At 50.5% G+C, this 22,475-nt stretch carries 21 protein-coding genes and 7 tRNA genes; 21 read left to right on the top strand and 7 right to left on the bottom strand.

Features of this window, described 5'->3' with window-relative positions; translation table 11 throughout:
• Positions 1-14: 14 nt before the first annotated feature.
• The gene (gene mutY, locus GO013_RS11570) at positions 15-1,124 is read left to right on the top strand and encodes an A/G-specific adenine glycosylase (protein ID WP_163811274.1); all 1,110 of its coding nucleotides are present in this window, start codon (positions 15-17) and stop codon (positions 1,122-1,124) included.
• Between the two features lie 57 nt (positions 1,125-1,181).
• Positions 1,182-2,204 (top strand): hypothetical protein, encoded by a 1,023-nt coding sequence (locus tag GO013_RS11565; protein ID WP_239057839.1) that lies wholly within the window; start codon positions 1,182-1,184, stop codon positions 2,202-2,204.
• A 69-nt stretch (positions 2,205-2,273) separates the two neighbouring features.
• On the opposite strand, the gene GO013_RS11560 is transcribed toward GO013_RS11565, so the two are convergent.
• The 3 genes from GO013_RS11560 to dksA form a co-directional block, all read right to left on the bottom strand.
• Entirely contained in the window at positions 2,274-3,242 is a 969-nt protein-coding gene (locus GO013_RS11560; RefSeq protein ID WP_163811270.1) for a PAS domain-containing protein, read from the bottom strand.
• Positions 3,243-3,434: 192 nt separating this feature from the next.
• Positions 3,435-4,952 (bottom strand): NFACT RNA binding domain-containing protein, encoded by a 1,518-nt coding sequence (locus GO013_RS11555; RefSeq protein ID WP_163811268.1) that lies wholly within the window; start codon positions 4,950-4,952, stop codon positions 3,435-3,437.
• Between the two features lie 33 nt (positions 4,953-4,985).
• The gene (gene dksA / locus GO013_RS11550) at positions 4,986-5,348 is read right to left on the bottom strand and encodes an RNA polymerase-binding protein DksA (RefSeq protein WP_163811266.1); all 363 of its coding nucleotides are present in this window, start codon (positions 5,346-5,348) and stop codon (positions 4,986-4,988) included.
• A gap of 223 nt (positions 5,349-5,571) precedes the next feature.
• Between dksA and GO013_RS11545 the strand changes: the two genes are divergently transcribed.
• From GO013_RS11545 to leuB, 15 genes are all read left to right on the top strand, one after another.
• Positions 5,572-5,646: transfer RNA gene (locus GO013_RS11545), tRNA-Gly, on the top strand.
• A 6-nt stretch (positions 5,647-5,652) separates the two neighbouring features.
• Positions 5,653-5,727: transfer RNA gene (locus GO013_RS11540), tRNA-Cys, on the top strand.
• Positions 5,728-5,731: 4 nt separating this feature from the next.
• A tRNA-Gly gene (locus tag GO013_RS11535) sits at positions 5,732-5,806 on the top strand.
• A 115-nt stretch (positions 5,807-5,921) separates the two neighbouring features.
• Positions 5,922-5,996 (top strand) — tRNA-Gly (locus GO013_RS11530).
• Between the two features lie 6 nt (positions 5,997-6,002).
• Positions 6,003-6,077 (top strand) — tRNA-Cys (locus GO013_RS11525).
• Between the two features lie 4 nt (positions 6,078-6,081).
• Positions 6,082-6,156, top strand: a tRNA-Gly gene (locus GO013_RS11520).
• A 113-nt stretch (positions 6,157-6,269) separates the two neighbouring features.
• Positions 6,270-6,344 (top strand) — tRNA-Gly (locus tag GO013_RS11515).
• A 163-nt stretch (positions 6,345-6,507) separates the two neighbouring features.
• Complete coding sequence (locus GO013_RS11510; protein ID WP_163811264.1) at positions 6,508-7,518, top strand: hypothetical protein; 1,011 nt, start codon at positions 6,508-6,510, stop codon at positions 7,516-7,518.
• Between the two features lie 513 nt (positions 7,519-8,031).
• The gene (locus tag GO013_RS11505) at positions 8,032-9,993 is read left to right on the top strand and encodes a methyl-accepting chemotaxis protein (protein ID WP_163811262.1); all 1,962 of its coding nucleotides are present in this window, start codon (positions 8,032-8,034) and stop codon (positions 9,991-9,993) included.
• A 231-nt stretch (positions 9,994-10,224) separates the two neighbouring features.
• Positions 10,225-10,866 carry a phosphatidylserine decarboxylase family protein gene (locus GO013_RS11500; RefSeq protein WP_163811260.1) on the top strand — a complete coding sequence of 214 codons (642 nt, stop codon included), beginning with the start codon at positions 10,225-10,227 and terminating at the stop codon, positions 10,864-10,866.
• Positions 10,867-10,899: 33 nt separating this feature from the next.
• A complete protein-coding gene (gene pssA / locus GO013_RS11495) occupies positions 10,900-11,673 on the top strand; it encodes a CDP-diacylglycerol--serine O-phosphatidyltransferase (protein ID WP_163811258.1) in 774 nt (257 codons plus the stop codon).
• A 144-nt stretch (positions 11,674-11,817) separates the two neighbouring features.
• The gene (locus GO013_RS11490; protein WP_163811256.1) at positions 11,818-13,350 is read left to right on the top strand and encodes a 2-isopropylmalate synthase; all 1,533 of its coding nucleotides are present in this window, start codon (positions 11,818-11,820) and stop codon (positions 13,348-13,350) included.
• Positions 13,351-13,353: 3 nt separating this feature from the next.
• Entirely contained in the window at positions 13,354-14,613 is a 1,260-nt protein-coding gene (gene leuC / locus GO013_RS11485; RefSeq protein WP_163811254.1) for a 3-isopropylmalate dehydratase large subunit, read from the top strand.
• Positions 14,614-14,625: 12 nt separating this feature from the next.
• Positions 14,626-15,117, top strand: coding sequence for a 3-isopropylmalate dehydratase small subunit (locus tag GO013_RS11480; protein WP_163811252.1), 492 nt, complete (start codon positions 14,626-14,628; stop codon positions 15,115-15,117).
• Positions 15,118-15,137: 20 nt separating this feature from the next.
• Positions 15,138-16,208 (top strand): 3-isopropylmalate dehydrogenase, encoded by a 1,071-nt coding sequence (leuB, locus tag GO013_RS11475; protein WP_163811249.1) that lies wholly within the window; start codon positions 15,138-15,140, stop codon positions 16,206-16,208.
• Positions 16,209-16,299: 91 nt separating this feature from the next.
• On the opposite strand, the gene GO013_RS11470 is transcribed toward leuB, so the two are convergent.
• The 4 genes from GO013_RS11470 to GO013_RS11455 all read right to left on the bottom strand — a co-directional run bounded on the left by GO013_RS11470 (position 16,300) and on the right by GO013_RS11455 (position 20,927).
• Complete coding sequence (locus GO013_RS11470) at positions 16,300-17,241, bottom strand: aminotransferase class IV (protein WP_163811247.1); 942 nt, start codon at positions 17,239-17,241, stop codon at positions 16,300-16,302.
• Positions 17,242-17,253: 12 nt separating this feature from the next.
• On the bottom strand, positions 17,254-18,279 hold the full coding sequence (locus GO013_RS11465; RefSeq protein WP_163811245.1) for an aspartate-semialdehyde dehydrogenase: 1,026 nt from the start codon (positions 18,277-18,279) through the stop codon (positions 17,254-17,256).
• 273 nt (positions 18,280-18,552) lie between these two features.
• The gene (locus GO013_RS11460) at positions 18,553-18,954 is read right to left on the bottom strand and encodes a (deoxy)nucleoside triphosphate pyrophosphohydrolase (RefSeq protein WP_163811243.1); all 402 of its coding nucleotides are present in this window, start codon (positions 18,952-18,954) and stop codon (positions 18,553-18,555) included.
• Positions 18,954-20,927, bottom strand: coding sequence for an ABC-F family ATP-binding cassette domain-containing protein (locus tag GO013_RS11455; RefSeq protein WP_163811240.1), 1,974 nt, complete (start codon positions 20,925-20,927; stop codon positions 18,954-18,956). The genes GO013_RS11460 and GO013_RS11455 overlap by 1 nt, the downstream gene beginning before the upstream one ends.
• 102 nt (positions 20,928-21,029) lie before the next feature.
• Between GO013_RS11455 and GO013_RS11450 the strand changes: the two genes are divergently transcribed.
• The 4 genes from GO013_RS11450 to GO013_RS11435 all read left to right on the top strand — a co-directional run bounded on the left by GO013_RS11450 (position 21,030) and on the right by GO013_RS11435 (position 22,423).
• Positions 21,030-21,293 carry a GIY-YIG nuclease family protein gene (locus tag GO013_RS11450; RefSeq protein ID WP_163811238.1) on the top strand — a complete coding sequence of 88 codons (264 nt, stop codon included), beginning with the start codon at positions 21,030-21,032 and terminating at the stop codon, positions 21,291-21,293.
• A gap of 104 nt (positions 21,294-21,397) precedes the next feature.
• Positions 21,398-21,631 carry a hypothetical protein gene (locus GO013_RS11445; RefSeq protein WP_163811237.1) on the top strand — a complete coding sequence of 78 codons (234 nt, stop codon included), beginning with the start codon at positions 21,398-21,400 and terminating at the stop codon, positions 21,629-21,631.
• A gap of 8 nt (positions 21,632-21,639) precedes the next feature.
• Positions 21,640-22,101: a hypothetical protein gene (locus GO013_RS11440; protein ID WP_163811235.1), complete on the top strand. Its 462-nt coding sequence runs from the start codon at positions 21,640-21,642 to the stop codon at positions 22,099-22,101.
• Between the two features lie 7 nt (positions 22,102-22,108).
• Positions 22,109-22,423 carry a hypothetical protein gene (locus GO013_RS11435; protein WP_163811233.1) on the top strand — a complete coding sequence of 105 codons (315 nt, stop codon included), beginning with the start codon at positions 22,109-22,111 and terminating at the stop codon, positions 22,421-22,423.
• The last annotated feature ends 52 nt before the right edge of the window (positions 22,424-22,475 follow it).

The following is a 22,475-nucleotide window of genomic DNA, read 5'->3' as shown; positions in this document are numbered from 1 at the left end:
AGACCCTGCCCATCATGATCGAAGTTACGTTTACCTCTCATTTGCTCGACTGGTATGATGCCCATAAACGGGATTTGCCATGGCGTGGCCAGCCTGAACCGTATGCGGTTTGGGTCTCTGAAATAATGGCTCAACAGACCCAGATAGATCGGGTCATCGGGTACTATGATCGCTGGATGAAGCGGTTCCCCGATGTCGTTGCATTGGCACAGGCCCATGAAGAGGATGTGCTCAAACTCTGGGAAGGGTTAGGCTATTATTCCCGGGCGCGGAATATGTTGAAGGCCGCCGTCGTCATTTTCCAAGGATATGGGGGCGTTTTCCCTACTGAGTACGCTGATATTCACGGCCTGCCTGGCATTGGTGAATACACGGCTGGTGCTATTTCCAGTATCGCTTTTGGTCAGAAGGAGCCGGCTGTTGACGCGAATGTTCTGCGTGTTTTCGCTCGGTTGCTTGATATGGAATTGCCTGTTCGTGAGACGAAAGGTCGCTCGCGCGTCACTGAGCAGGTTCAGGCATTGCTGCCCAGTGATCGACCCGGAGATTTTAACCAGGCGGTCATGGAACTTGGTGCCTTGGTGTGTACGAAAAATCCGGATTGTGTCCACTGCCCGGTTCAGCACCATTGCAAGGCCCATGCGGTCGGGACTGTTTTGCTTCGTCCCGTATTGCCTGCGTCCAAAAAAGCCAGACGAATCAACATGGCGACCGGTGTTTTGATCCACGATGGACAGGTGCTCATCCAAAAGCGCAAGCCGGACGACGTCTGGCCCGGCCTGTGGGAATTCCCGGGTGGGGGGATCGAGAAGGGGGAGACTCCGGAGCAGGCCCTTGTTCGTGAGTACATGGAAGAAGTGGAATTAAAGATAGAGCCGGTGGCAAAGATCACGACCCTGGTTTATACCTATACGCGTTACAAGGTGACCATGCATTGTTTCTCATGTCGATTTGTCGATAAACCGCGAGAGCCGGTTTTTAATGAGGCGGTCGAAGGCGGATTTGTCCGTCCAGAGGCATTGGATAAATATGCCTTTCCCTCCGGGCACCGCCGTCTTGTGGAATATATGAAAACGGATCGGGACTTTGAAACATTGTTTGCCGATGCTTTGAAAAAGTCTTGATTTTCCGTGTGACTCATTTTCGGCATACCCTTTGCTTCTCTCCTTGCGGAGGCCTGTTTGTGGGCCAAAACTTTGACGCAGGAGTGCTGGATGTCTTTTGGCAAGATCAACGAGTATGCCGCCCTGATTCGTGGGCAGGGCCGCACCGGAGAACCGTCCGGGACGACTGATGGAGCGCGTGATACGTGCCTTCAGGCCGCTTTTGATTCCCAGATGACCATGGCCCAGAGCCTTTTCGGAGCGGGAAACGATGCTTCGGAAACTGGGGGGGCTTCAGAGACCTTTGACGTTTCAATGATACAGGATGCGTCAATGCTGGACGCTTTGGCCACCATTACCCGTCTCATGCGTCCCGAGGCTGTCGTCTCTCAACAGTCTGGACAGGGCAACGATGTCGGGGAAAAAGAGACCGCTGAACGGGATGTTTCGCTGTCTCCAGTGTATGTTCCCGGATCCTTGTCAGCGCACTTCGAATCGGGAAAAGAGGGTGTGTCCGCCATTGGGTATGACCGTGTGGGGGGGACGTCGTATGGCAAATATCAAATCGCGTCCAAGCCTGGGACAATGGACCGGTTCTTGACCTATCTCGATGCCAATGCTTCTGATGTGAGCGAACGATTGCGCGCTGCCGGGCCTACGAATACAGGGTCGAAAGACGGCGGGATGCCGCAAGAATGGCGGGCCATAGCCGCTGAATCACCTGTCCGTTTCGAGACCTTGCAACACGATTTTATTGCCGGAGAGACGTATCAACCGGCCCGAAACATGATCTTGCAACAAACTGGACTCGATTTCGAGAATGCGCCGCCCGCATTGCGGGAAGTCTTGTGGTCCACGTCGGTGCAACATGGACCGACTGGGGCAGCCAGAATTTTCAACACAGCCATCGACAGTGTGACCAAAGGTGGTCAGAAGGTCGAGTTCAATGCGTCACTTATCGAAGGCGTATATGACAATCGTAAAGGACAATTCGGGTCTTCGTCCAAGCGTGTTCAGCAATCGGTCGTGAGCCGATTGGATTCAGAGAAACAGCTGGCCTTGAATTTGTTGGGGCGGACACAGCTCAATCAGATTGTCTGACGGGGCTGAGAATCAGAGATAAAGCAGGGGCATGGAGTATCCATGCCCCTGCTTTTTGGGGTTGGCTCATCACCAGTCAAGAAGTCGCTGTTCTCCCTCAAGCCGTCTGATCCAGCCAACTTCCTGCGTGACCTCACAGACACCGAGATATTGACCGGTGTCATCAAAAACAGGAAAATATCGGATCATGATGGTTTCATCGCCCATGTTGATCCAGAATTCCGCCTTGTCATGTGTCTTGTTCTTGAAGCCCTCGACGATTTTTTGGACCGTATCCACGGATTTTTCAGGATGACATTTCTGGACCTTGCGACCCACGACGGACCGAGTTCTTGCAAAGACCTTGGGTTTGTCCAGCTTGTTGAAGTAGGCCACGGTGTCTTTGGCATCCACAAAGGTCAGCTCAAAGGGGAGAGTTTCCAATATGCCGTGGAGCTGATCGGTTGTCAGATTTTCAACCAGTCGGGTTCGGATCGTGTCGGCACTTTCCATCTCTTCGACCATGGACAGATAGTTGCCCTTGGCTGCATATCCATACGCCGCGTCATCCACGGCATTGAAGGCTTCGACCAATTGCGTCGCAGCATCGTCCTGGATGATCTTTCGTCCCATGGCATAGAGCACATCGTTTTCTTTCCAGATGTGTTCCGCCCTTATTTGGAGGTAGTCCAAACCTTCCTGTTTGAACTGTTGCCGTCTCTCCGCAGTAAAATTTGTTATGTTTGGGACATTGAGTATCATGCGGGCGAGCAGTTTTCGTTCTGCTTCATGTTCCATGAGCATGACACCGATTGGTCCGCCTTCAATGGGGATTCCCAGTTGGTTCATAAGCGGAAACAGGTGATCTTCTTCTTTTTTGTTGTGAACCTTGTCGCCGAATTCCAGGAGAAAATCCAACGCGCGAGTCAGTTGAGTCGCGTCGTATTTCCCGGATTCCAATCCTTCCAAATTGTGTTTTAAAACGGCCATGGCGCGTTCAATCAGTTCGTGTTCGTACACGAGATACGTGTCCCATTTCTCGAATTGGATCGTCTCCATGTTTGCCTCCATGGGTGACTGGTTTGGACGAATGCCGTGCGTGCGAAGCGCATGGGTGTCGAACTCCTGTGAAAAGGAGAATCTGCCATTTTTTCACTGTGCCCGGTGAGTGTGGGCTTGTCCAGTTGGACAGCGTGAAAATAATGGTCACGATAATTCGTGATCCACTGGGAAAGCGGGGGAGGGGAGCGATTAGTGAAGAGCGGTTTCGAGCGTCGGGTCGAGTTTGACGCATAAGGTGCCGATTTTTTTATCCACGGCGACTTGACCGAGATTGAAGCCTTTGACCTTTCGCACGTCCTTGACCAAGGCGTACATGACGTCAGCCCTGCCATCGTTGGAGCGATAGCTTTTCAGCCCGCACAGAATGGCCGCTTCATTCAGCGTTGTTTCAGGGACAGCCTGTCCGGGGTGATCTCTTTTCAGAATGACATGGGAGCTGGGACCGTCCTGCAGGTGAAACCAGTAGTCAAAGGGGCTGGCTGCTTTGCTGAGCATGTCGTGGTTGGCTTTCTTGTTCTTGCCACGCAGGATGGTAAAGCCATCCGAAGACCGAAAAATTGCAACGGCCAGACCGCGATATCGTTTGGGCAGGGCACTGGGACCATCCTGTTTTGTGGATTGACTGGCCAAGATGGCCGGGTGGATGGTCATGGTGCCGTTTTCCGCTTCGTGGAGTTGCTGGAGCAGTTCTTTTCGACGGCGTTTCAGATGGACATAGCCTCGGTGCGCTTTCCCTGCCAACTTGAAATAATGTTCCATGTTTTCTGTTGGCGAAAGAAACGGGTTCAGGGCCACGGTCATGTGCCCATGGACCGGGTGCGTCACAGAGACTGTCTCCAATCCTTCAGCCTGCTTGAAACGGTAGAGTTCCGCTTGCAAGGCTTCGGCCTTGATCTGTTCCTGCGCCAGCGTGTCGAGACGAACTTTTTCTTCATCCAGACGTGCGAGGTTCCGCCGAATCTTTTTCATGGTCCGTTTACGGATGGTCTGCTGTGGTTTGTCCTCTTCGGTTTCCAGGAGGGGGAACAGGGTTCGTTCTCCATACGCGGCCGCAGCGTCCAAAGCAGAAGCAAATGTCTCTTCGTGAGCCGAGGATGTCCATACCAGCGGGGGCATCCATTTGTGGCTGACCCTTGGAAGGAAAAAGGTGTCGGTTTCGCCTGTGGCCACTGAAAAATAGAGTGCGTGAGCCTCTTCTTCGGCCAGAGAACCGAGCCGTTTGCGGAGTCGGGGAGAAAGGTGTGGGTATTCCCGCCAGATTTTGGGGTCGTTCATGACGTCTTCCAACGCGGGCCATTCCGGTTGAATGTCGAAGTCCTGATCCAGCTCGTCGACCAGTTTCATGCCAGTCCGACAGTCTATGAGCAGAACATTTCCTGCTCCGTCTTCGTTGCGTGGAGAGAGATGCACGGCGAGTTGCAGCCTGGCCCAATTGGTGCTGACGGAGAGGATTTTTCGTCCACGCAGGCGTTTGCGAAACCACATGGCCATTGCCGGAGCTGTCTGCGGATTGACTGGTTTGGTGGTCGAAAAAAAGAGATGACTCGCCGATTTGGCGGGCCGATAAATCAGATATAACGGCCCACCGGAGTTCTGGATTGTGAATGTCCAGACTCCAGGGGCCGGTCCGAAGACTTTATCGATTCGACGTCCCGCCAGTGCGGACGCAAGTTCTTTCCCGAGAAAACGGAAAAAGTTCGCTTCCATGGTTGGCGATGCCGGTTTGACGAAGGTTGACGGCTAGTCGCCGCGAACAGCCTCGTCTTCTTCCTGTTTACTTTTGCAATTGATGCAGAGCGTGGTCATGGGTCTGGCCTTCAGCCGAGGAATCGATATGTCGTCACCGCACTCCTGGCAAATGCCGAACTCGCCTTCCTCGATACGGATGGCCGCCTGTTGAATCTTCTTAATCAGTTTCCGTTCACGGTCACGCAGTCGTAAAGTGAATGCACGGTCCGATTCCGCGGTTGCCCGGTCTGCCGGGTCGGCATAAACTTCGCCAGATTCCGTCATGTCCTCGATGGTTTCCTCACTTTTCCTGAGAATTTCATCGAGCATACCGTTCAGGGTATCTTTGAAGTATTGCAGATCTTTCGCTTCCATAGGTACCTCCCCTCAGGATTTTAACAAAGTTTGAGGAGTTAAGGGTGTAATCCTTTTTCTACTGAATTAAAGCGCGTTGGTATACCAAAAAGATACAAAAAGTAAAGTCTTTCTATGAGTCGATAAATTATAAGAAGTTCTTTACCCCTCGGAATAGTGAAAAAAATGAAAATACGCTTGACACTCGCAAGACCCGTGGGTAAACAGTAACTCGCTTTTGAGAGCGGGAATAACTCAGTGGTAGAGTGCAACCTTGCCAAGGTTGAAGTCGCGAGTTCAAATCTCGTTTCCCGCTCCAAAGTATGGCGACATAGCCAAGTGGTAAGGCAGAGGTCTGCAAAACCTCCATTCTCCGGTTCAAATCCGGATGTCGCCTCCAAGTCGCGGGAATAACTCAGTGGTAGAGTGCAACCTTGCCAAGGTTGAAGTCGCGAGTTCAAATCTCGTTTCCCGCTCCAGAGAATTCGGCCGGTCTCATCGAGATCGGCCTTTCTCTTGGGAGAAATTTTGTTTTTTTGAAAATTTATACTGACATTCAAAGTAGTTGTCGTTAGACACATTTGAGTATCAAGCGCGGGAATAACTCAGTGGTAGAGTGCAACCTTGCCAAGGTTGAAGTCGCGAGTTCAAATCTCGTTTCCCGCTCCAAAATATGGCGACATAGCCAAGTGGTAAGGCAGAGGTCTGCAAAACCTCCATTCTCCGGTTCAAATCCGGATGTCGCCTCCAAGTCGCGGGAATAATTCAGTGGTAGAGTGCAACCTTGCCAAGGTTGAAGTCGCGAGTTCAAATCTCGTTTCCCGCTCCAGGAAATTAAGCCGATTTCATTGAGATCGGATTTTCTTTTGAATAAAATTGTTTTTTTGAAATTTTGTGTTGACATCCCAGTAGGCTGTCGTTAGACAAGCCTTCGCTTCAAACGCGGGAATAACTCAGTGGTAGAGTGCAACCTTGCCAAGGTTGAAGTCGCGAGTTCAAATCTCGTTTCCCGCTCCAGAAAATCAGGCCGACCTCATTGAGGTCGGCTTTTTCTGTTTTGGGCGGTTTGATCTGCTGGAGAAACGTATTTCCCTTTCAATGTAAGTCATTCTCGGTATGGTCCCTGCATTTCCTGATACGGCGGCAAGAATTTCCCAACAGCGCGTATCGCCCGGACATTATGACGACGATTGAATTTTCTCAAGAACAGACAGATATTGACGGCTCGGCCCTGACGAAATCGCCTTTGGTTTCAACAGGGATTCAGGCCAGGAACTTCACGACTGCCTTCAATTGTTTTGAAAAAAGGAATGCCCCGGCATTTTATTCCTCGGACAGTTTGGCGCATGAGGTTGAGTTGGCGTGCGATCCCCATAAGCCGATCTCCGATGCAAGTCTTCTCAATATCGCGGTGAAGTATTTTTTTGCTTATGTCCATGATGCGTGTGATGTCTCTGTACCCTATGAGGAAATTGCCACATTGTATGGACAGTTCTCTAGACATCAATCCATGAATGAACCCGCGGACGACATTGAAATCATGAATCGATTGCGGATGTGGTCTTCGGTTTTGCGCGTTTTGGCCGATGTCCCCCGAGCAGCGTCTGTGATGCGGTGTGTGCTGAGTCAGAGTCGGCCACGGCAATCAGAGGGTGGCCCTTTCGTCGGTGTCGATCTTGGGACCGGCACGGGTATCGTGTTGCTCGCGTTACAGATTCAGGCGAGAAGGAGCGGTTTTTCCGACATCCAAACCCTGGGCTTTCAGTCAGATCCTGTCTCCGGGGAACGCACCCATGACCTTATTCACGCTTTGGGGGCCGGGAGTGTCATGTTGGCTGATCCCACTCGTGAAGGCGCATATGCCGTGGTCAGGGGGCGAAATATTGATTTTGTCGCCAACGAGACCTTGGCAGGTATTCAACAGTCCCTTTCGGCGGATAATTGTTTTCGAAAATATCAGGCGTTTTTTGCCGCAGTTGGAAAGGAAGTAAATTCAGCGGTCTTTTTCCCGGACGGGGTTATCGCATACAGTGCCGTGGCACAGGCCTCCGTTATTCTGGCCAAGGAAAATGAATTTCAGCCTCCGCTTGATCGTGCGTATGAAACGTTGATCCCACAAGGACTGTTTTTCGACGGCGCATTGGTTCCCATCCACAAGCTCGGTCAAGAATTGTATCACCTCTTGGTGTGAGGCTGTGTCCGTTTATTAAAAAAGAGGGAGGATTTTATTCTCCCCCATGCCATCCTGAATAGGGCTTTGGGGCAATCGTCGGGTGTGGGTACAGATTCTTTGCATGAGCTCTTTAACAATTTGTCTCAAATTGAAGTTTTTCCCTTTCTATAGCCACCTTTTGGGCCTCCAAAATATGGATAAAGCCGTGGTCGTGTAGCGACCTGTGTCTTTTGATCTCTTTCAATATGTGATGATCCGTTGATCCGAGGGTGAATTGTTTGTTTGGTCCTGATTTTTCGAGCAGGATTTTGTTTGAGAAAGTGTTGTTGGGCCGAAATTTAATTTTTTAATCTGTCTATATCAACCCTTTATAATTATTGACAGCTTGAAAGATCTTCACTAGGCCTATGTACTCAATGATAATCACTACTGTTATCGGTTGGCGCGTATTCGATAGTGTGAGTTGAAGCGTGTTGCCGATTGAGTACAGAGTGCAAATAAAGGAGTGAGGGTGATTTGGTGTTAAAAAATATGTCTGTCAATTTGAAACTTTTTTTGGGGTATGCTCTTGTCTTGTTGTTGCTGTTGATTGTGGGGGGCATCGGCTATTATTCCATGTCCGGTGGAATGGACGGATTCATTTCTTATCGTAATCTCGCTCGGCATACCAATTTGGCTGGAAGAATTCAGGCAAATATGTTGATGGTGCGAATGAACGTCAAAGATTTTATCATTACGAATAGTGACGCAGATCGGCAACAGTATGAAAAGTATCATAAAAGTGTTCAGGAATTCATGCGCGCGGCCAAGACGGAAATCGTCGAGCCGAAGCGTGCCGAATTGGTTGCCCAACTCGCACGGGATTTGAGTGCGTACAATGAAGGGTTCACGTCATTGGTCGAGATGCAGTCCGAACGAAATACACTTGTCTCCAATGTATTGGATGTTCAAGGACCATTTATGGAGAAAACCTTGACCGGCATTCTTGATACAGCCAATCGTGACAAGAACACGGTGGTTGCTTTTAATGCGGCCGTTTGCAGCAAGCATCTCATGCTGGCCCGGTTGTATCAGGCCAAATTTATGGTATCTAATGATGTGGCGCATTTTAATCGGGTACAGAGCGAAGGGACCAAAATCGATCAATACTTGGGTGTCCTTGACAAGGCCGTGCTCAATTCCGATCAGCGTCAAGCACTGAGCATGGTTCATGAAGCAAAAGCCTCGTATTTCAAGACGATTGCTCAGGTTGCTGAAATTATTCACGAGCGAAATACTGATATTATTGCCGGAACACTGGATCGTATAGGTCCGAACATTGCCGAAAATATTGAAAATGTGAAATTGTCTATCAAGACAGAACAGGACGCCCTTGGTCCCATGCTTCAGGCTGCGAACGAACGTGCCGTGTTGTTGATTGCTTTTGTGGCCGGATTTGCCATTCTTATTGGCATGACGGCGGCATGGTTGATTGCCCGAGGTATCACCATTCCGTTGAATAAAGCGTTGCAACTGAGTACCGCTGTCGAAAATGGCGATTTGACCACCACCATCAATGTGGATCAAAAGGATGAAATCGGGCAGCTCTGTCATTCCATGGAAGCCATGGGCGACAAGTTGCGTGAGGTCTTTGCCACGGTTCAGGATGGTTCGGTGCAAGTGGCGACAGGCAGTGAAGAGCTGGCTTCGGCAGCGGGAAGTCTGTCGGACACCGCCAACGATCAAGCTGCTGGGATTGAAGAAATCTCTTCATCCATGGAAGAAATGGCGAATAATATCGGTCAGAATACGAATAACGCACAACAGACCGAAGATATTGCCCGCAAGGCTGCGACTGATGCGCAGGTCAGTGGAGAGGCTGTCTCCGAGGCCCGGAATGCGATGATAAATATCGCTGAAAAGATTTCCATTGTTGAAGAGATTGCGCGTCAGACCAACCTGTTGGCATTGAACGCGGCCATTGAGGCGGCTCGGGCTGGAGAACATGGCAAAGGATTTGCCGTGGTCGCTGCTGAAGTGCGTAAATTGGCTGAGCGGAGTGGGACAGCCGCTGCCGAAATCAGTGAATTATCCACATCCAGTGTCTCTGTCGCAGAAAAAGCGGGCGAGATGCTCGAAGTGCTTGTGCCGGATATTCAGAAAACCGCAGATCTAGTTCAGGAAATAGCGTCGGCCAGTATTGATCAAAATGAGAATGCCAGTCAGATCAATGAGGCGGTGTCCATGCTGGATTCGAATATCCAACAGACTGCGGCCGCAGCAGAAGAGTTGTCTTCGACCAGCGAGCAGTTGAGCAGCCACAGTATGCAGCTGGAGGAGGCCATGAGCTTTTTCAAGGTCGGCAATTCAGATATGTATTCCAATACAGTGACCAAGACAGTTACACGTCAGCCTTCGACACAGGCTCTTCCACAATCCAGGAATGATGCATCGACGCATGGTTCCGGTGTGGTGCTGTCAATGGATGGTGGTGACGAGTTCGAAAAGTTCTAATGAAATCTAAAAAAACGGAATGCGAGGCCGCCCGGAGTTCCGGGCGGCCTTTTTTGATGACTGAAAAGTGTCGAATCCGGGCTGGATCCGGAAATGAATTGACGAAATTTGAGAAAGGAAAAATCGTAAAATTCTATACGCCGGGGCAAAAATAGAGTAAAAACAAAACTTGCGGTTTACCGAAACGGTAGATAAGAATTGAAAAAAAGACGCAAAGGAGCATGAAATATCATGTTGAAACCCTCTGTTGGTGTCTCTCTTGAAGGGCTGCCGTATATTATTATTTCCGCTTTTACGACATTGATTTTTGCCGTGATCGGGTGTTGGCCTGTGGCTGTCATCGGGCTTGCTTTGACCTGTTTCATTGGACATTTTTTCCGTGATCCTGAACGTGTCGGACCGGAAAATGCCGAGGACGTGTGTTCACCTGCGGACGGAAAAGTCATCAAGGTCACGCGTGAAATCGACCCCGTCTCCGGCGAAGAACGTCAGGTCATCGCCATTTTCATGAATGTTTTCAACGTCCACGTGAATCGGATGCCGGTCAGCGGAAAGGTTGAACTCATTCGTTATATTCCAGGTAAATTCTTCAATGCCTCTTTTGACAAGGCGAGCACGGATAATGAACGGAATATCCTGGTGATAACCGGCAAGGGCAACCAGCGGTTTACCATGGTCCAGATTGCCGGATTGATCGCTCGTCGGATCGTTTGTTGGGCTGAACCGGGTGACAAACTCAAACGTGGCGAGCGGTATGGTTTAATTAAGTTTGGATCAAGAGTTGACCTTTACATGCCGGATGGCTATGTACCCACTGTCAGTGTCGGACAAACCGTTGTCGCTGGCGAAACCCCTCTGGCGGAAAAACGATAGGTTTTTCCGCTCGGATATAGAGAAATGATTGTCATGGCTAAAGAAAGAAAACTGCCGCGCCATAAGAGCGTCTACATCCTCCCGAACCTGCTGACCACGGCCAGCTTGTTCATTGGCTTTTTAGGACTGACATGGGCTATTCAGGGCGATTATGCCTCCTGTGCCATGTGCATTCTTGCAAGCTGTATTTTTGATGGATTGGACGGTAAAGTTGCGCGTATCACCAACACCACTAGTGAATTCGGCGTCCAATTGGACTCTTTGGCCGATCTGGTCGCGTTTGGTGTGGTTCCGGCAGTCATGACATATCTGTGGGTGCTCAACGACTACGGCAGACTCGGCCTCATGGCTGCATTCCTGTTCATGGCCTGTGGTGCACTCCGGTTGGCCCGTTTCAATGTACAGGCCGCCACTTCCTCGAAAAAACATTTTGTGGGGCTGCCCATTCCCGGGGCGGCCTGCACACTTGCCACATTGGTCCTTTTTTCCGAGTACGTTCCTGCCGAGTACATGCACACAGTCATGCCGACCGGTGCATTGGTGTTGGTGTATATCCTGTCCTTTTTCATGGTCAGCACCATCCGTTTCTATTCGTTCAAGGAACTCAGCACATTCAAGGCCCATCCCTTCAGCTGGATGGTCACCGCTATTCTGATTTTTTCTTTGGTCGCGTCCCGTCCCAAGGTGCTCGGCTTTCTCATCTTCTTGGGCTATCTTATTTCTGGCCCGCTCTACACCATTTTCCTACTATCCCGTCGAAACAAACGACTACGCAGGGATAACTCCAAGGAAGAAGGGCTGAACTAGCTCACTCCCCCATTCTCTCAATCCCATATTAGTACGTCGTACTGACCCTGTATCGCCACGCATTTGGTGCGTTTGGCGATTGTCTATATTTGCAATCATAGAGTAAATCCCCCATAACTGAAGGGGGAAGAACCGGAGGACATCATGGCAGACAGAGTGTATGTATTTGATACCACCTTGCGTGACGGCGAACAGTCTCCTGGCGCAACCATGAACCAGGATGAAAAAATTCGAATGGCACATCAGCTTGAAACATTGGGTGTGGACATTATCGAGGCTGGGTTTCCAATTGCCAGTCAAGGCGATTTCGAAGCGGTCCAGGCCATTGCCCGGGCCGTGGACTCCGTGCAGGTTGCCGGTCTGTGTCGGGCTGTTATCGGTGATATCGACCGATGTTGGGAAGCGGTGCAGGACGCGAAGAATCCACGGATTCACACTTTTCTTGCCACCAGTGATATTCACATGAAACACAAGTTGGACAAGACCCCGGATGAAGTGATCGACATGATCCAGACGGCGGTCAGCCATGCCAAACAATATACGGACAACGTGGAATTTTCCGCTGAAGACGCGTCTCGTTCTGACTGGGATTTTCTGGTCAAGGTGACGGAAGTTGCCATTGAGGCCGGGGCCACGGTGGTCAATATCCCGGATACTGTCGGGTATTCTCAGCCTTTTGAATATTACGAACTCATCAAATATCTGAAAGACAATGTGAAGAATGTGGATGACGCGATTTTGTCCGTGCATTGTCATAACGATCTCGGATGCGCTGTGGCCAATACCTTGGCCGCTGTGACAGCGGGTGCCCGTCAGGTTGAATGTACTGTTCTCGGTATCGGGGAACGGGCAGGCAACGCGGCTTTGGAAGATCTGGTCATGGCCATCAATACCCGCAAGGAATTGTATGATGTTGAGACCAATGTCCGAACCGAGCAATTATATCCGTCCTGCCGCCGCTTGTCGCAGATTATCGGTATGCCCATTCCGCCCAACAAGGCGATCGTCGGGGCCAATGCCTTTGCCCATGAATCTGGTATCCATCAGGATGGTGTTATCAAGAATCGGCTGACATATGAGATAATGACGCCGGATTCCATTGGTCGCACCAGTAATGATATCGTGATCGGCAAACATTCTGGCTCCCATGCTGTGAAGAACAAGGCGACGGAATTGGGATATGAGTTGGAGAATGATCAGATTCAGGTGCTGTTCAAGGCCGTGAAGGACTTGGCGGACAAAAAGGAACAGATTTATGATGAAGACGTCGAAGCCTTGATTCTGGAGTCGGTCTATCGGCGCAAGGATCGGTTCCGTCTGGTTGATATGTCTGTCTTTTCCGGGACAGGCGATGTGCCGCCCCATGCTGCAACCGTGATGGAATTCGGGGCCAAGGGGGCTGCGGAGATCAAGCGGACCAGCTGTTTCGGTGAAGGTTCCATTGACGCCGTGTTTCAGTCCATCTATTCATTGATAGGTGTGGTCCCGAGACTGGAAGTATATTCTGTCAACGCCGTCACTGAAGGAGCGGATGCACTGGCAAGTGTGGCTGTTCGCATCGCGCATAATGGGACAAAAGCCGTTGGGCGCGCCAATGACGCCGATGTGGTCAAGGCAAGTGCGCTCGCCATGATCAACGCATTGAATCGCATGGAAAAAGCCAAAGAGGAGAGATAGAACATGGGTCGAACTTTAGCTGAAAAGATATTGCAAAAACATACGGACCAGGAAATCACTGGTGCTGGGCAGATTGTCCAGTGCTCGGTGGATATGGTCCTTGCCAATGACATTACCGCGCCATTGGCCATCAAGTCTTTCAAGGCGATGGGGGCAAAAAAGGTATTTGACCGAGACAAGGTCTCTCTGGTCTGCGATCATTTTACGCCAAACAAGGACATTGATTCTGCGGAACAGGTCAAGGTCGTGCGTGAGTTCGCCGAAGAATTTGACATCACCCATTATTATGAGGGTGGTGAAGTCGGGGTCGAACATGCCTTGTTGCCGGAAAAGGGCATTGTCGGCCCGGGCGATATCGTGGTGGGTGCTGATTCTCATACCTGTACCTATGGCGGATTGGGCGCGTTTGCCACTGGCATGGGGTCCACGGATGTCGGAGCAGCCATGGCCCTTGGTGAAACATGGTTCAAGGTGCCGCCCACCATTAAGGTGAACCTCACAGGAACACCTGGTGAACATGTCGGGGCCAAGGATTTTGTGCTGCATCAGATCGGTCAGCTCGGTGTTGCCGGGGCCTTGTACAAGGCTTTGGAGTATTCCGGCGAGGTCGTGGATGCCATGTCCATGGAAGGTCGGATGACCATTGCCAATATGGCGATTGAGGCCGGCGGTAAGGTCGGGCTGTTTTCTGTTGATGAAAAGGCGATGGAATATGCCAAGTCTACCGGATTTTCCGGTGGAGAGTTGATGACGCCAGATGCGGATGCCGAGTATGAACGAGTGTTGAATATCGATGTCACGGGCATGGCTCCCCAAGTGGCTTGTCCTCATTTGCCGGACAACGTCAAATCCGTTGACGACACGAGCGGAGTGCGGATTCATCAGGCAGTCATTGGGTCCTGCACCAATGGTCGGATCGAAGACATGCGCGTCGCTGCGGCTCTTTTGAAAGGTCGCAAAGTCAGCCGTTCCGTCCGGTGTATTATCCTGCCCGCGACACCGGCCATCTGGACGGCCTGTATGCGCGAAGGCTTGATGGAGATTTTCATGGAGTCGGGATGCATTGTCGGTCCGCCGACCTGTGGTCCCTGTTTGGGCGGTCACATGGGTATTTTGGCGGGTGGGGAGCGGTGTATCGCGACCACCAACCGGAATTTCAAGGGGCGTATGGGATCACTTGAAGCGGAAGTCTTTTTGGCGAATCCCGCAGTGGCTGCGGCCAGTGCCATTACTGGCGAAATCACCAACCCCGCCGCATTGTAGGAGGTTAGTAGAATGAAAGTGACTGGAACTGCTCACAAAGTGGGCGACCATATCGATACGGATGCCATCATTCCGGCCCGTTTCCTGGTGACCACTGACGCCAAGGAATTGGGTGCGAATTGCATGGAAGGTTTGGAAGCCGGATGGGTTTCCCGTGTTCAGGAAAATGATGTCATGATCGGCGGTGTGAATTTCGGGTGCGGTTCATCCCGTGAACATGCTCCTATTTCAATTTTGGGTGCCGGTATCCCGGTTGTCGTTGCTCACAGTTTTGCGCGTATTTTCTACCGTAATGGTTTCAATATGGGACTGGTGCTGCTCGAAATCGGTGATGATATTGAAAAATTCAATGATACAGATACAGTAGAAGTCGATACCACGACCGGAATCATTCGAAATATGACCTCTGGTGAGACGGTACAGGCTGCGGCTGTTCCGCCGTTCATGCAGGAGATTCTGGATGCCGGTGGACTTGTCGAATACGCGAAAAAGAAATTGGCTTAATCGAACGACTGGAGAAAGAAATGAAAATATGTGTTTTGCCGGGTGACGGTATCGGACAGGAAATCGTGACCCAGGCCATGCGCGTTCTTGACGCAGTGGGGCAGCGGTTTGGTCGTACATTCGAGACCACGGAAGCCCTGATCGGCGGATGTGCCATTGATGCCGAAGGCGTTCCCTTGCCGGATCAGACTGTGGCCATGTGCAAAGAGGCTGACGCCGTGTTGCTCGGTGCGGTCGGTGGACCGAAATGGGACACGATCGATCCTGCCATTCGTCCGGAAAAAGGGCTGCTTGGTATTCGCAAGGCGCTTGGATTATTTGCCAATGTCCGTCCGGCTCGACTGTACAAGCAATTGGCGGACGCCTGTTATCTGCGGCCTGATATTGTTGCCAAAGGATTGGATGTCATGGTCGTGCGGGAGCTGACCGGCGGGATCTATTTTGGTGAGCCGCGTTTTGACGGGGAAAAGGACGGCGAACGTTTCGGGTACAACACCATGACCTATTATGAGCATGAAATTCGTCGTATTGCCCGAGTCGCTTTCGAGGCCGCGCGCAAACGGTCCGGTCGGGTTTGTTCTGTAGACAAGGCCAATGTGCTGGATGTCTCCCGCGTCTGGCGTGAAATCGTCATTGATGAGCATAAAAAATACGCTGATGTCGAGTTGTCCCATATGTATGTGGATAATGCGGCCATGCAGTTGGTGCGTGATCCCTCGCAGTTCGACGTGATTGTGACCGGGAACCTGTTTGGTGACATCCTGTCTGATGAAGCGGCGGCCATCACCGGGTCTATCGGGATGCTGCCGTCCGCATCGCTTGGCGAATCCAATCCCGGGTTATATGAACCGATTCACGGATCTGCGCCTGATATTGCAGGGCAGGACAAGGCCAATCCGTTGGCGACCATCCTTTCCGTGTCCATGATGTTGCGTCATTCCTTTAACATGGTCGAAGAAGCCGACTGCATTGAGAATGCAGTGGAAAAGACCTTGGAGCAGGGCTATCGGACCGGCGACATCAGGCAAGAACAGTGCGAGATGGTCGGTTGCACCGCCATGACTGAGGCTGTGCTCGCCAATATGGCCTAGATACGGCATCGCATCATATTAATATAATGAAAGAAAAGTCCCGAAGACAGAGCGTCTTCGGGACTTTTTTGATGTTCGTATTGGGGCTGAATTACAGTTGAATACCGGTGTCCTGCAAATCCTGTTTCAGCAACTCCCGGAGGCGTTGTGCGATCGGTCCCGGTTTGACATTGTGAATGGGTTTGTCATTGTACCTGATAACAGGGATGGCGTCGCCGGTGGTGCCGACGATGATGACTTCCTTGGCCATGAGTATTTCTTCTTCACGAATGCCACGGAACATGATTGATATTTCGTCTTTTATCAGATCGACCGCGCGCAACATGGTTGTGCCGGGCAGGGCATTGGTGAATTCGGGAATAATCAATGTGCCGTTGTCGTTGACGATACAGACGTTTTCGACAGCTCCTTCGGCGAGGAATCCGTCATCATCGTAGCAGAAGGGGTAATCGTAGCCTTTTTCAGAAGCCTCGTGTCGCATCAATACATTTGGCAGATAATCAATGGATTTGATGGTCGCCAGATAGGATTGTTTGGCCGGAACCGAGGTCTTGAAAGCCGTGACCCCTGTTTCATAGGCTGATTCTGATTTGGCAGTGAAGTCATAGGCCACGATATATAAACTGGTTTCTGGGCATTCTGCCGGATCAATGCCAAAACCACCGGGACCACGACCAATCATCACGCGGACCATGCCGGTAGCCCGGCCTCCGGCCCGACATACTTCGAGAACCAATTCACTGATTTTATTCCATGAACACGGTGGTGTCATGAAGATGGATTCGCAGGAACGTTGCATTCGTTTCATGTGCGGTTCGAGCTGATAGAGCTTGCCGTCAACAAATTTCATGACCTCGAAGATCCCATCTCCACGGTGTACCAGATGGTCATCCCATGGCATGAGCATGACTTCGGGATTCTTGCAAATTTTTTCGACACTGTGGTCGTAAAACGCATGAACTTTTTTGTTGATAGGTCTTTTGACCGCGAGCAGAGCCTCGATATATCCTTCAGAATCAGTCACTTGTACCACAACGGTATCCTCTTAGGGAACACGAACCAAATCGCGTTCAATCAAAGTTTCGGCAATCTGGATGGTGTTCAAGGCGGCACCCTTACGGATGTTGTCGGAAACAACCCACATGTTGATGCCATTTTCAATGGTCTCATCCTCACGGATTCGGCCCACATATGTCGCATCGTCTCCCGCAGCCATCACTGGCATGGGATAGGCGTTTTTCTCAGGGTAATCTTCAACGATGATACCGGGCGATTTCGCCAGCAGGGCACGGACGTCATTTGCCGTCAGCTTTTCTTCGGTTTCAATATTGATCGCTTCGGAATGGCTGTAGAAGACCGGGACACGCACGCAGGTGGCGGTGACCTTGATGGACGGATCGCCCATGATCTTGACGGTCTCGTTGACCATTTTCATCTCTTCCTTGGTATATCCATTGTCCATGAAGACATCGATATGCGGCAGGCAGTTGAAGGCAATCTGGTGCGGATACACATCGGCGACGACCGGCTGTCCCGACATGAGTCGGCGCGCTTGATTTTCCAGCTCTTCAATGGCCTTTTGTCCGGTACCGGAGACGGCCTGATAGGTGGAAACAACCACGCGTTTGATGCGGGCTTCGTCGTGAATGGGTTTCAGGGCGACCATCATTTGAATGGTGGAGCAGTTCGGGTTGGCGACAATACCCTTGTGCCAATCCAGGTCTTCGGGATTGACTTCGGGAACGACCAAAGGACATTCGTCATTCATTCGCCAAGCTGCGGAGTTGTCGACGACGACACAGCCCGCTTTGGCTGCGATGGGAGCGAATTTGAGGCTGGTTGCGCCTCCGGCGGAAAATAGCGCCAGATCAACGCCGTTGAAAGAGTCTTCGGTCAATTCGGCGACCGTGAGTTCTTCGCCTTTGCAGGTCACTTTTTTGCCGACGCTTCGAGCAGACGCCAAGGGAATGACTTTGCTATAGGGAAAATCGCGTTGTTCCAATACCTGCAACATCTCCTGACCGACTGCGCCTGTTGCGCCACAGACAGCCACTACCAGATCTTTCTTCATAGTGAGGTTCTCCACACTCTAAAATTGTACATCGTGTCCGATTTCAGACATGGTTTTGTCTGATTGAACGTATATAAATGCCCGCCAGGGTGTCTTTCCTTTGGCGAAAAAATTCCAAAGAGAGAAAAGGGATTTCCCTTTTCGTCCATCACAGACTCGCAATACGTTGTTTCTTCAACCATTGATGCAGATGTGCATCTTTTACTGTGCAAATAAAAACATATACCTTTTCGTAACGCAACCACCAATGCCGCTTGGCGGCGAATTCTCCTGCTATGATTCGTGGTGGTGCGAATGCAAACTTTCGACAATGCCGACATCGGCTGGCAAGAAGTCCAGGGATGCGGACTGACAGGGATCAACCCATTGGAACTGTTGATTCTCCACCATGGTCAACTCACCTGAGTAGTGATGAATATGGTAAAAATGAATGTGAACGACAAAGGCCTCATATTCATGCTCCCGTTCCTGCCAATACGTAAAATCCGTTGGAGTGAGTGCGAGTTCTTCCTGAAATTCTCGAACCAATGCCGTGTCACGGGATTCGTCCTGTTCCACTTTGCCGCCGGGAAATTCCCACCATCCAGCCATGGGCGCACCCTCTGGACGTTGAACCGCGAGATAGTTTCCGTCGTGCCAGAGAATACCGGCGACCACTTCGAGATGAGGTTTCATCACTCGTTTGCCACCGTGGCTGTCATGATTTCGATTTCTTCTTCCAGTTCGCCCATGCGAACCATCAGCTCTTCGGCCCAGTCTGAGGCTTCCTTGTAGGCGTTATTCAACTTGAGTGCCTCTTCCGGCTTTTCATAGGTCGCGGGATCGTTCATCTTTGCTTCAAGGAGAGCCTGCTCGTCCAAAACTTTTTCCAGATCGGCTTCGAGCTTTGTATATTCTTTTTTTCGTGGTTTGAGTTGGCGATACAGCATATTCCGTTCTTCGGCTTGCCGACGTTTTTCTTCCTTGGTCAACTTTTTCTTGTCACGAACGGCTTCCGAATTGGCTTCGGGCTGGCGATCTGGGGCCGATTCTTCCAAAATAGTCTTTGCGTGATAGGCTTCGAATCCACCGAGATGCTGTGTCAGACCGTTTGTATCCAATGCCCAGATTTCTTCGGCTATCTCATTGAGCAGATATCTGTCATGAGCCACGAAAAGCAGAGTACCGGAGTACCCTTTCAAGGCTTGAATCAGTCCCTCTCTGGTCTCAATATCCAAGTGGTTTGTTGGTTCATCAAGGATCAGCAGGTTGGATCGAGACAGGAAAAGAGTGGCCAGCAGCAACCGACTTTTTTCACCACCGGACAAGGCCTTGACCTTGCGTTCGAAAAAGGATTCGCCCAAAAGGAATAGTCCCAAGACGCTCATGACCTGTTCTTCGGTCAAATTTGAATCGGATAGTCGTCTGATTTCGCCAATCACCGTATTGTCAAGATTGAGAATTTCATGCTGATGTTGGCTGAAATATCCCAGGTCCGTTCCACTGCCGACCTTGACGTGTCCGGCCGTGGGAGTAAGCGAGCCAGTAATCAGTTTGAGCAATGTTGATTTGCCCGCGCCATTGGGGGCGACAACGGCAACTTTTTTCCCTCGGAAAAGTTGAAAATTCAACGTGGGCCAGATGGGGTCGAGCCCTTCATAGTGAAATGCCAAATCCACGGCGGAGACAGGAACCTTGTCGCCTCGTTTCGGTTCGGGCAAACGGAAATTCAAACTTTTGCCGCGATGCGAGGCAGCCTGTGCCTCTTTGATCTGGCGCAGTTCTATTTCCAGTTTTTCCACTTTTTTCAATTTGCTCTGGGCTTGCGCAGCCTTGCGGGCCTTGACGCGGAATTTGTTGATGTATTTATATTCGTTTTCAATTCTTGCGGAGAGCTTATCGGCTTCTTTTTGTCGTTGCGAGCGGTTTTCTTCATCCCACACCAGAAATTCATTAAAGGTGCCTTTTCGAAAAACCGGTTTGCCCGCACCAAGAAACAGCACGTGGGTGCCGACCCGATTCAGGAAAATTTTGTCGTGAACGACAAAGGCCAGCGTGCCTCGAAAGTTGAGCAGATAGTTTTCGAGCCATTCGACGGCTTCCAGATCAAGATGGTTGGTCGGTTCATCGAGCAGCAGAATGTCAGCGCCTTGCAGGAGCACGCGTCCGAGTTTGGCCCGTTCTCGCCAGCCACCTGACAATTCACCAATGTTTTTGAATAAATCGTCGTCCCTGAATCCCAGCCCTGTCAAAATGGCCCGAGCCTTGTGATCGGGGTTGTATCCGTACCGTTCTTCGAATTCGGCTTGGCGGTGCGACAGTTTTTCGATTCGTGCTGTATCGTTTTCAGCGACCGCTTTTTCCCAATCTTCCCAGAATTCGTTCCAGGAGGGGAGTGCAGACAGGACCCATGACAGCAGTTGATGTTCAAGCACATTGCCGGTCATTTCCTGCGCCACATAGCCGATCTGTGCTCCCTTGGATACCGTCAATTGTCCGGTATCGGGTTCTATTCGGCCAGCCAGGACCTTGAGCAGGGTACTTTTTCCACAGCCGTTGGGACCTGTCAGGGCAAGACGCATCCCTGGTGAAACCTCAAAGGCCACATCTGAAAAAACGGGGTCTCCTCCATAGGATTTCCCGAGACTCTGGACAGTGATTCGTGACATAAAATAAACTACCTCTTTAATGCTTGGATAAGGGAGTATATTGCGCAGTGCGGATTGGCAAGACTGTTTTGACCGGACATGCTGTTCAGGCTATGAAGGCCCATGCAATGCTGGTACGTTTATCTTATGCGGTGTGCTGATGACAGTTTGTACTGCGGCATAACCACTGATGTTGAAAGACGACTCAAGGAACACAATGCCGGAACTGCTTCGAAATATACTCGTTCGAGGCGTCCTGTCTGCGTTGCCGCTGCCGGTATGGTTGCAGACAAAAGTGCGGCCTTGAAATTGGAAATGGCCATCAAAAAACAAGATCGTGTCCATAAAATAGTCTATTTGGAAGCACATACTTCCAATTTAAGATGATGTGCTGGGAAAATGCACAAGAAGGTTGCCAAAATGTGCAATTACAGGCAATCACTATGGGTAATTTGTTGATAAATATTCATAACGCGGATATCTGAGCTGCCATGTTGGATTCGAATACGCTGTATCTTTTGCTGGCAATGGCTGGTTTTATTCTTATCGCTGCCCTTGTCGTGCACCATCACAATTGTTCTGATCAAATCAGACGAAAGCGGATGGAAGTGAAGGGTGTCTCTCAACAACTTGGATACAAGATTGACACTTTGGAACAGGAATTGACTGAACTTAAAAGCCAAATTGATGACCTTGACGAGCAGATAGGCGCTTTGAAGGTATAAACGAGATCATGACCATCCCCATTAGTCTTTTTTGTCTGACAATTGGTTTTTTCGTTTTTTCTCTTCGTGCCATCAATTTGCACAAAGAGTCAGTCATCACCGATCTTGCGCGTCAGCAACAGGAAATTCGTTTCAAATATGAATCCGTGGTCAAGCAGAAGAAAGCCCTGCATACTGAACATGAGAAAAAGGCTCGCCAACTCAGTCGGCTCAAGAATTCTCAGGATGGGGTCTCTGTCATTTCGTGCGAGGACTTGAATCTCGAAGAGATCGATGACGATCAAAAAGCCAGTCAATATCTGCTTGGGCAGGGAAAAATCACCCTGGAACAAAACGAGCGCGCTTTTCAGAAAATGGGTGTGTTGAAGATGGATTACCTCGGTGTCTGTCTCGCGCTTGGATTTATCGACATGGAAACCAGTCAGCGCGCTCTCAAGATCAATAAGGCAAGAAATTCTTCAGCATTGTGAGAAAACTGTGGCGAATGCCGCACGCTGTTCGGTGGTCAACAATGCGAAATCCAATCCGAAGGTGGTTGAGATTTTAACTCGGGAGCAGCGGATTGCAGGGGCGCAACTCAAAGCCATGTTTCAAGATATTTTCAACGAAGCCAAAGAGTACCAGTTCCCGTCGAGGAAAAACGGTTCACTCGACTTTCCTCGTGTGTCGAATGGGGAAGTGAATGCGAGTGCCGTTTGTTGTCTTGCCTTGTGCTGTCGTGTTTTCTTGTCCGGAAAAGAGGGTCACTGCTTGCGTGCATTGGGTGGTTCACGTATGTCTTTAAAAGACTGAGAGAATGTTCTCGCCGGAGCCAAGGTCCGGCTACACCGTACATCATATGCTT

The organism is Pseudodesulfovibrio sp. JC047, assembly GCF_010468615.1.
GTDB lineage: Bacteria > Desulfobacterota > Desulfovibrionia > Desulfovibrionales > Desulfovibrionaceae > Pseudodesulfovibrio.
This window is presented reverse-complemented; position numbering and strand designations above follow the sequence as displayed.